Here is a 6,907-nt window from a genome sequence, read left to right on the forward strand (position 1 = left end):
GAGCCGGGGCGCTGGCGGGACGCGGCGCGCGGACGCCGGGCGGGAGTGCCGTCGTGCTGCGGGGAGGAATCCTGGGGTGCCATGGGATCAGGCCTGGAGCTCGCGGCGTCGGACGCTCGAGATCTGACGGGAGATCCACCGGACGGTGGGGCGCGGGAGGTGGCGCAGTGCGGTGACCATGACCTTGTAGCGCAGTGTGGGCACCGAGATCACCTTGCCGCGGGCCACGTCCGCGAGGGCCTCCTCCACGAGCCGGTCCGCGTCGAGCCACATGAAGTCGGGGATCGAGGAGCCGGTGATGCCCGCGCGGCTGTGGAACTCGGTGCGGACCCACCCGGGCAGCAGGGCGGTCGCGTGGACCCCCGTGCCGTGCAGCTCCACGGCGAGCGACTCGGTCATGGCGGTCGCGTAGGCCTTGATCGCGGAGTAGTCGCCCATGGTCACGCAGCCCGAGGTGGAGGTGACGTTGACGATCCACCCCGAGTGGCGGGCGGTCATGGCACGGGCCGCGGCCCCCGAGAGTCGCGCGACGGCCGCGCACATGACCTGGAAACCGGCCTCGTGCTGGGAGAAGTCCTGGGCGGTGTAGGGCACCTTGACTGAGAAGCCCGCGTTGTTCACGAGCATGTCCACGGGACGATCGGGGTCCTCGAGCCGCTCGGCCACGTGCAGCAGGTCCTCGGTCTCGGCCAGATCGGCGGTCAGCGTCTCCACGTGGATCCCGTGTGCGGCGCCGAGCTCCCGGGCGGTGCTCTCGAGCCGTTGCGTGTCCCTGGCCACCAGGACCAGGTTGAAGCCTCTGCGGGCGAGGGAACGTGCGAACGCGGCACCGATGCCTGACGTCCCACCGGTCACGAGAGCGGTAAGCATGCCACTAAGATACACTACGGTAGGCGTAGCGCAGCGTCCCCCGGCCCCGCGTGAGCGCCCCTCGGCGAGCCATGACGGAGTATCGAAGGAGCGTCCCGTGAGCCAGCAGTCCTACCTCGCCCGGCATCGCCAGGGTCGGCTCTACGGGCCCGTGGAACAGCCGATCGTGCTGCGCTCGGGCTTCGACGTCAAGGACTTCACGTACCGCGCGCAGGGCAGCCTCCGACCCCAGCTGGACCTCGCCGCCTTCGACCGCGCACCCCTGGACCCGGCCGTGCTCGAGGACCTGCGCTACCTGCGGGACATGGAACGCTCCACCATGGGCCAGGTGCGTTCCGTGGTGGTCAGCTACACCAACAAGGAGTCGCGGGTCGCCGCGTTCCTGACCACGTGGGCGTACGAGCGGCACTGGATCGCGGACGCCTATCAAGCCGTCCTGGACGCCCACGGACCGCACGCCGGGGCTCCCCAGCCGCCCGAGCACTCGTGGGTCGAGCGGGTCGAGACCGCCCTGGACAACCTCTCGCCCATGGTGGACTCCGTGTGGACCAACTTCTCCGGGGAGGCCGTGGTCGCGGGACAGACCGCGCGCGGCTGGTCCCAGGAAGCGAGCACCCGCGCGGTCCTGCGGATGCTCGTACGCCGCGCCGGGCACCCGGAACTGTCCTCGCTGCTGCGGCGCGTGGCCGAGGTGAAGGCCACCCACGAACGCTTCTTCGCCGAGGAGACCACCGCGCGGGTCCGTACCGACCCGCGCGCCCAGCGCTTCGCCCGCGCCTACCTGACCTTCGCATTCCACCCGCTGCGGCCCGTGGGCCTGTCCCACGCCCACGCGCGCCGGTTCCTGCGGGACCTGGCGCCCACGGTCGCGCAGCGACGCGAACTGTTCGCGCTCGCGGACGAGCCCTTGCAGGCCACGCCGGGCACCGCGGGCAGCGAACCCCTGCGCCGGGCCGTGGAACGCGAGTGGCGACTGAGCCGATACGCTCCCCACCAGACCCTTCCACCCGCGTCGCGGTCGGCGCGGGTGGCCACCGCGCCCACGGCGCACCCGTTCCCAAGCACCGGAGGATCCCGTTGACCCAGACCACCACGACTCGCGTCCTGCTCACGGGGGCCACGGGCTTCCTGGGCCAGGCCGTCCTTGAGCGCCTGCTCTCCGGCTCGGACGACATCCACGTGACGGCGGTGGTCCGACCCAAGGGCACGCAGTCCGGTGAGGCGCGCCTGAAGCAGTTGTTGCGCAAGCCGTCCTTCAAGACCTGGCGGGACGCCGTGGGCCCGGAACGCGCTCAGGAGATCTTCGACGCCCGCACGAGCGTGCTCGAGGGCGACCTCACGGGGCTGCGGGAGATCGCGGAACCCTTCGACGTGGTGGTGCACTCCGCGTCCACGGTCTCGTTCGACCCGCCCATCGACGAGGCGTTCCGCACGAACGTGGGTGGCGCCGTGGGGCTCTACGACGCGCTGCGCAGCACGGGTCAGGACCCCCACGTGATCCACGTGTCCACGTGCTACGTGGGCGGGATCGCCAAGGGGTTGCGCCCGGAGGCCTCGGTGGATCACGACGTGGACTGGCAGGTGGAGTACGACGACGCCGTCCGCGCCGCGGACACCGCCCAGGTGGAGTCCCGCTCACCCGAGCGTCTCGAGTCGTTCATCCGGCGCGCCACGAGCACGCGCGGCAAGGAGGGGCCCAAGTCCGTGGCCCGCGCCGCCGAGGAAGCACGCCTGGAGTGGGTGCGCTCCCGGCTCGTGGACCACGGCCGCACGCGCGCGCAGTCCCTGGGGTGGACGGACATCTACACGTTCACCAAGGCCCTGGGCGAGCGTGTGGCGGAGCAGAAGTGGGCCGGAGCCGGGCACCCGTTGTCAATCGTGCGCCCGTCCATCATCGAGTCCGCCCTGCGTCACCCCTTCCCGGGGTGGATCGACGGCTACAAGGTCGCGGACCCGCTCATCATGGCGTACGCGAAGGGCGCGCTGCCCGAGTTCCCGGGCCTGCCGGACTCGGTGCTGGACGTGATCCCTGTGGACTTCGTGGTCAACGCGATCGTGGCCCTCGTGAGGGAGGGGCACCGGGAAGCCAATGGGGTACCCACGCTGCGGGACGCCCAGGATCCGGCAGCGCGGTACTACCAGGTGTGCTCGGGGGCCTCGAACCCCCTGCCGTTCCACCAGATGTACGAGAGCGTGCGCTCGTACTTCCGCGAGCGCCCGCTCGAGGACTCCCATGGCAATCCCATCGCGGTGCCCGAGTGGAAGTTCCCCGCGAACAACTCGATGGAACGCGGGCTCGCGGTCAAGGAGAAACTGGCCGCCGCGGGGAGCCGATTGAGCTCGGTGCTGCCGGCCACGGCGCGCACACGCGAGTGGACCAATTCCCTGCACCGGATGCAGACCGGGCTGGGCTCGCTGCGCACCTACGTGGACCTGTACCAGAACTACACGCGCACGGAGATGATCTTCGACGACACCCACACGCGGCAACTGGACCGCTCCCTGCCGCAGGGCACGCCCGAGGACCAGCACTTCGACGTGCGGGCTATCGACTGGCGGGACTACTGGCAGAGAGTGCACCTGCCCGCACTGACCGAGATGACCCGTGCGTACACCCGGGCCAAGGCGGCGTCGCGCAAGCGGGCCGTGCGCAGTCGGGGACTGAACGAGGGCACGGACGTCGTGGCCGTGTTCGACCTCGAGGGCACCGTGGCCTCGGGCAACATCATCACCCAGTACGCGCAACTGCGCCGCCGGGAGCTGAGCCCGCTGCAGTGGCCCGCGGAACTCACCGAACTGTTCGGCAACGCCCCCACCTACATCAAGGCGGAACGGCGCGATCGGGGCGAGTTCATCCGGGCGTTCCTGCGCCGCTACGCGGGCGTGCCCGTGGCGCGGGTCGAGGAACTGATGAACGGGTCGCTCGGCCGGGTCGTGGAGAACAGCATCCGCCCGGGAGCACTCGAACGGATCGAGGAACACCGGCGTGCGGGGCACCGCACGGTGCTCGTGACCGGGTCCCTGGACCTGCTCGTGAGCCCCGTCGCTGAACTGTTCGACGACGTCGTGGCCGGGCGGATGGACCAGGTGGACGGCGTGCTGACCGGGTACCTGGCGGCCCCGCCGCTCGTGGATGAGGCCCGGGCGCAGTGGCTCAAGCGCTACGCGCAGGACCACGGCCTGGACCTGAGCCGCTCGTACGGGTACGGGGACTCCGTGGCGGACGTGAGCTGGTTGTCCCTCGTGGGCCACCCGTACGCGGTGAACCCCGACCTGCCCCTGTACCGGCGTGCCAAGAAGGCCCATTGGCCCGTGGAGGACTGGAGGAAGGTCTGATTCATGGCGTTCAACATCGACAAGTTCGCGGAGACCTCGGCGCGGGTCAAGTGGTCGGACCTGGACATGGACGAGTTCCTGACCAACCCGCTGTCCGAGGACTCGTTGCGCTGCCTGCGCTACATGTGCGACGTCGAATACCACACCGTGTGCTACATGCGGGACATGCTCGTCACGCCGTCCCACCAGGACCAGGACGTCTCCACCTTCATGACCATGTGGAACCGGGAGGAGTACTGGCACGGTGAGGCACTCGCGGAGGTGCTCGGGATGCACGGGATCGTGGTGGACTACGACGAGATCAAGGCCAAGCGCATGAAGCTCGGCTGGTCCGAGTCGCTCAAGCCTCTCAAGCAGTCGCTGCTGTCCAACATGGTGGGCGTGGACTTCATCGCCACGCACATGGCGTGGGGCGCGGCCAACGAGTGGTCCGCCGTGGCGGCCTACCGGCGCATGGCGTCCCTCGAGAAGCACTCGGTGCTCGCGGTGCTGCTGCAGCGGATCGCCCACCAGGAGTCCCGCCACGTGGCCTTCTACGCGACCCAGGCACGACGCCGCCTGGAAGCGTCCCGCAAGGCCCAGCGCCTCACGCGCTTCGCCCTGCGCAAGTTCTGGGCCCCCGTGGGCTCCGGGGTCATGGACGACCGCGAGGTGGGCCACGTGATGCGCCACCTCTTCGGTGGCGGGGGCGGGGCCCACGAGATCGACCGGTTGGACGCGAACATCGCCAGACTGCCCGGTATGGCGGGACTGCAGATCTTCCGCAGGGCCACGGCGCCGGCCCGCGAGGCGCCCGTCCGGGACACCGTCCCCGCCTGATCATGAACGCGCACCCCGCTGGTTCGCGATCCGCGTCCGCGCCCGAACGCGCCGACGCCGCTTCCGTGGACCCCCGCACGGCCCGCACCGATCGCAAGATCGTGGCGGGGGCGTTGCGCCTGCTCCGGGAGGGCGGGCCCCGGCGGGTCACGATCGAGGCGGTGTCCGCGCGCACCGGCGTGGCCAAGACCTCGATCTACCGCCGCTACGCCAACAGCACGCAACTGTTGGAGGCCGCGCTCGAGCACACGGTCACCGCGACCGCACCGCTGGCGCCGGACGCCACGTGGGAGCAGGCGCTCACCGCGGCCGTGGACATTCTCCTGCGGGACATGGGACTCGGCGTGGCCATCACCCTGCTGCAGGAACCACATTCGGCCACTGCGCAGGTGCTGCGGGCCACCGTGGTGCGCCCACGCTTGGATGCGCTGCGCAAACTGTTGCAACGGGACAAGGACCGGGGACTGATCCGGGACACCGTGGACCTGGACATGGTCGTGGATTTCATCCTGGGGGCGGCGTACGCGCACGTGGCGCGCTACGGCTCGCTGGACGAGAACTGGACCGCGCGGGTGCACCGCGCCGTCACGGACCTGATCACCACGCGACCCGCGGCGGACTAGAACACGTCCTTCTCGTCCGGGCGTTCGGTCAGGTAGGACTGCACGTAGTCCTGGACGGCGTCCTGCGTGGGGACATCCTTGCCGGCCTTCTCCGACATGAACCAGCGGTGCTCGAGCACCTCGTGGATCATCTGCGCCGGTTCCCGTTTGCGCCGCAACCCGGCGGGAACGGCCGCCATGATGGGCACGAAGATCTCGCGCATCCACAACTGGGCGGTGAGGTCCTCGGGCAGACCGGGGTAGAGCGCGTGCCCGAACTGGTCGATGTCCGTGAGGATGCGCCGGGCCTGGTTCTCCTGGGTGTTCAACCCCGTGAGGTGCAACAACCTGCGCGCGTGGTGGCCCGGTTCCACGACCCGCGGGCGCAGGTGGACCTGACCAGACTCGTCCGCGTCCATGGAGGCCTCCTCCACGTCGAAGCCCAGGTCGTTGAGCCGTTGCACGCGCGCCTGGACCCGCCACCGGTCACCCACGGGGAAGGTCTCGGTCGCTGTCAGCTCGTCCCACAGCCCGGTGTAGGTGTCCACGAGCCGTTCCGAGACCGCGAACGGGTCCACCGAGGCCGGATCCACCCCGGCCTGGGCCAGGCGCTGCTGCATGTGCTCCCCGGCCAGCAGGTCCATGACCTCACCGGCCACGTTGGTCCTGGCGAGCTCGATGTCGTACTCGCGCTGACCCCGCGTGAGCTGCGGGTGCAGTTCGCCGGTCTCGGCGTCCACGAGGTAGGCGGCGAACTCCCCGGCGTCGCGTCGGAACAGCGTGTTGGACAGGGACACGTCCCCCCAGTAGAAACCGGACAGGTGCAGTTGCACGATCAGGGACGCGAGGGCGTCCACCAACCGGTCGATGGTCCCCGGTGAGGGGACCTGCTCGAAGATCGTGCGGTAGGGCAACGAGAAACTCAGGTGTTCCGTGACGAGCGCGGCGGGCAGCAACTCGCCGTCGGGGGAGTAGCGGTCCGTGACCACCGAGTCCGGGACCACGGAGGGCGTGGTCATGCGTTGGAGCTTGCGCAGCAGCCCGTACTCGCGCCGGGCATAGTACTGAGTGGTCTCCTTGACCGCCACGACCTTCTCCCCGACCCGCGCGAAGCGCACCACGTGGCGAGAGATCCCGCGCGGGTACGCCGCGAGCACCTGCTCGGGCCAGTCCTCAAGGGGCGTGTCCCACGGCAGGTCCAGCAGGCCCGGCTCCGGGAAGGCCGTGTTGATGGAGACACCGCGGTGAGCGGGCGGGGGGCTCGGCGCCGCGGGCTCGGG

The 6,907-nt window shown here is 70.1% G+C and carries 6 protein-coding genes; 4 read left to right on the forward strand and 2 right to left on the reverse strand.

Annotated features, from left to right (window positions below; all coding sequences use genetic code 11):
- Positions 1 to 87: 87 nt before the first annotated feature.
- Positions 88 to 870 carry an SDR family NAD(P)-dependent oxidoreductase gene (locus J1M36_RS10600; protein ID WP_206479510.1) on the reverse strand — a complete coding sequence of 261 codons (783 nt, stop codon included), beginning with the start codon at positions 868 to 870 and terminating at the stop codon, positions 88 to 90.
- 97 nt (positions 871 to 967) lie between these two features.
- Between J1M36_RS10600 and J1M36_RS10605 the strand changes: the two genes are divergently transcribed.
- From J1M36_RS10605 to J1M36_RS10620, 4 genes are read left to right on the forward strand one after another with little or no spacing between them, the layout of a single operon-like run.
- A complete protein-coding gene (locus tag J1M36_RS10605) occupies positions 968 to 1,951 on the forward strand; it encodes a hypothetical protein (RefSeq protein ID WP_064846611.1) in 984 nt (327 codons plus the stop codon).
- Positions 1,948 to 4,206, forward strand: a complete 2,259-nt coding sequence (locus J1M36_RS10610; protein ID WP_206479512.1) for an HAD-IB family hydrolase — start codon at positions 1,948 to 1,950, stop codon at positions 4,204 to 4,206. Before J1M36_RS10605 ends, J1M36_RS10610 begins: the two co-directional genes overlap by 4 nt.
- A 3-nt stretch (positions 4,207 to 4,209) precedes the next feature.
- A complete protein-coding gene (locus tag J1M36_RS10615) occupies positions 4,210 to 5,025 on the forward strand; it encodes a ferritin-like domain-containing protein (RefSeq protein ID WP_206479514.1) in 816 nt (271 codons plus the stop codon).
- A gap of 2 nt (positions 5,026 to 5,027) precedes the next feature.
- The gene (locus J1M36_RS10620) at positions 5,028 to 5,648 is read left to right on the forward strand and encodes a TetR/AcrR family transcriptional regulator (RefSeq protein ID WP_064846614.1); all 621 of its coding nucleotides are present in this window, start codon (positions 5,028 to 5,030) and stop codon (positions 5,646 to 5,648) included.
- Here J1M36_RS10620 and J1M36_RS10625 read toward each other — a convergent pair.
- Complete coding sequence (locus J1M36_RS10625; protein ID WP_206479912.1) at positions 5,645 to 6,859, reverse strand: DUF4032 domain-containing protein; 1,215 nt, start codon at positions 6,857 to 6,859, stop codon at positions 5,645 to 5,647. The two genes, J1M36_RS10620 and J1M36_RS10625, sit on opposite strands and share 4 nt — an antisense overlap.
- Positions 6,860 to 6,907: the final 48 nt, after the last annotated feature.

The sequence above is a fragment of the Kocuria sp. KRD140 genome (genome assembly GCF_017168375.1).
In the GTDB taxonomy this organism is placed as follows: domain Bacteria; phylum Actinomycetota; class Actinomycetes; order Actinomycetales; family Micrococcaceae; genus Kocuria; species Kocuria marina.